The sequence below is a fragment of the Halorubrum sp. SP3 genome (assembly GCF_005435195.1).
GTDB classification, from domain to species: Archaea; Halobacteriota; Halobacteria; order Halobacteriales; family Haloferacaceae; genus Halorubrum; species Halorubrum sodomense.
Genome location: NZ_SGTU01000074.1, coordinates 1 through 1849 on the forward strand (window position 1 = coordinate 1; position 1849 = coordinate 1849).

Sequence of the window (1849 nt, forward strand, 5' to 3'; positions counted from 1 at the left end):
AAATCTGGTTGTCGTCGTACTCGGTGTGTTCCGCGACGGTGGACTCTGCGAGGTCATCGGAGATGTTGTCCAACGAGTACGTCTGGAACCCTTGGAACGTGACGGCGTTACCCTCGCCGCGGGTGTGTTGAATCGGCTCGGAGACGCTCCCCGCAGCATCCGCGAACTGGAAGTGAAGGAGGGCAAGGCCGTCCCGACGCGCCTTGATCTTGGCGTCGATGTACGCCTCCTTGTACTGCTGGAGGAACTGTTTGATGCGTTCGCGACGGTTGTTCTGGTCTAAGTCTACGTCGGGGTCCGTCGCCTCAATGTCGAAGCCGTACTTGAAGGAGTCGTAGATGGGCTTTTCGACTACCGTCCCACCGTACGGTCCCTGACGGTAGTAAAAACGCAGCTCGTTGACCGATGCGTTCGCGAACAGCGCCCGCGGGTCAACGTTGTCCGACTGCTTGCCCGTCTCGGGATCTTCGTAGGCCGCGTCCTCGGCCATCTTCCTGAAGTTCCGAGCGGACGGCGTCGTTGAACACCGAGGAGGAATCCACGTCTGTCGGCGTGGTCGTTTCTAATTCCGTACTCTCCCCCTCGTCGTTGAGAACATCGCTAAACGCATCACTCATAGTTCGCCGTTAGACTGCTCCTGCGCGTTTGCTACCAGCAAAGTTGATGACGCTCTCGTCATCACCGTGGATCTCTCGCAAGAACTTCGGCTCTACTTCGTGATGACAAGAGCGACAGAGAACAACCAGATTATCTAAGTCGTTTATTCCGTCGTATTCGTCGTGGTGTTTGTACGGAATAATATGGTGAACGTCAGGATTCCGCCCCAACGATTCACGGTCTTCATCGCAGTTGGGGTTTTCACAAGCGTGATCCGCTCTCTCCAACGCTTTGCGGCGCTGTTCCCACCAATTGTGTCCGTAACTATCTGTTACCCGTTTCTCGGGTGGGATGTAGTCTGGATGATCCTCACCTGTCGGATAATCGGTCTGTATATTGTGTTCTTTCTTCCACTTTATTATCGTGGCTTCTGAAACCCCACACTCATCTGCGATTTTTCCGAGTGTTTTGCCTTTGTAATGGTATTCTTCGCGCAGCCAATCTGCGTCTTGATACGGACGTTCACCTTTCGCATCTAAGCCGAGTTTCTTTGCGGTGTTGTAGATTGTCTGCTTACTAACACCACACACCTCGGCAATCTCGGAGTATGAAAGCCCCTCACTATGGAACTTCTCTGAGAGCCACTCCTTATCGTGATACTTCTTGTCCCCGAAATCAGATGTACCCTGATCTCGGGTCTTTATATCGTGACGTTGGAGGGCACGATGGACAGCAGAACGTGATACAGTACACCGCTCGGCTATCTCGGTACACGAGCGTTCCTTCTCAACGTACTGTGTCCGTAACCACTCGGGGTCGTTGTGTTTTCCGTCGCTCATGTGAGTCCCGCTCGTTTGTTACCAGTAAAACTGGTCACACTTTCATCGCTTCCATTTATTTCCTTGAAAGCGAGAACACAGAACGTGAACACGTCGAAGGCGTCGTCGCGCTGGTTGCCAGGTGTCTCAATGTAGACGCGCTTTTTGCCCGTGTTCCCCTCGGAGAGCGTCTTGTACGGTGCGGTGAGTTGGTCGATGAGTCGAACCCCGTCGTCCTCGGAGGTTTCCACGGAGACACCCGTTGTGTCGGACGTTGCTTTCGGAATCACCCACTCGTTGTCACGGAACGACTCGACCATGATCGAGGCCGAACGGGCCTTATCGCAGGTGAAGAAGGTCTTGTTACCGTCCTCGTCGGTGGTCCACTTGATGTCGGACTTGTCTTTGACGTGGCCGTAGTGAACCGCCGAAAC

General features: G+C 53.9%; 3 protein-coding genes. All 3 read right to left on the reverse strand.

Annotated features, from left to right (window positions below):
* A partial coding sequence (locus EXE42_RS15335; RefSeq protein ID WP_137706891.1) for a DUF1073 domain-containing protein occupies positions 1-490 on the reverse strand: 490 nt, incomplete at its 3' end.
* Positions 491-626: 136 nt separating this feature from the next.
* Entirely contained in the window at positions 627-1436 is an 810-nt protein-coding gene (locus EXE42_RS15340; protein WP_137706892.1) for an HNH endonuclease, read from the reverse strand.
* Positions 1433-1849: hypothetical protein (locus tag EXE42_RS18720; protein ID WP_158293727.1), on the reverse strand; the 417-nt coding region annotated here is incomplete at its 5' end. The genes EXE42_RS18720 and EXE42_RS15340, both read right to left, overlap by 4 nt.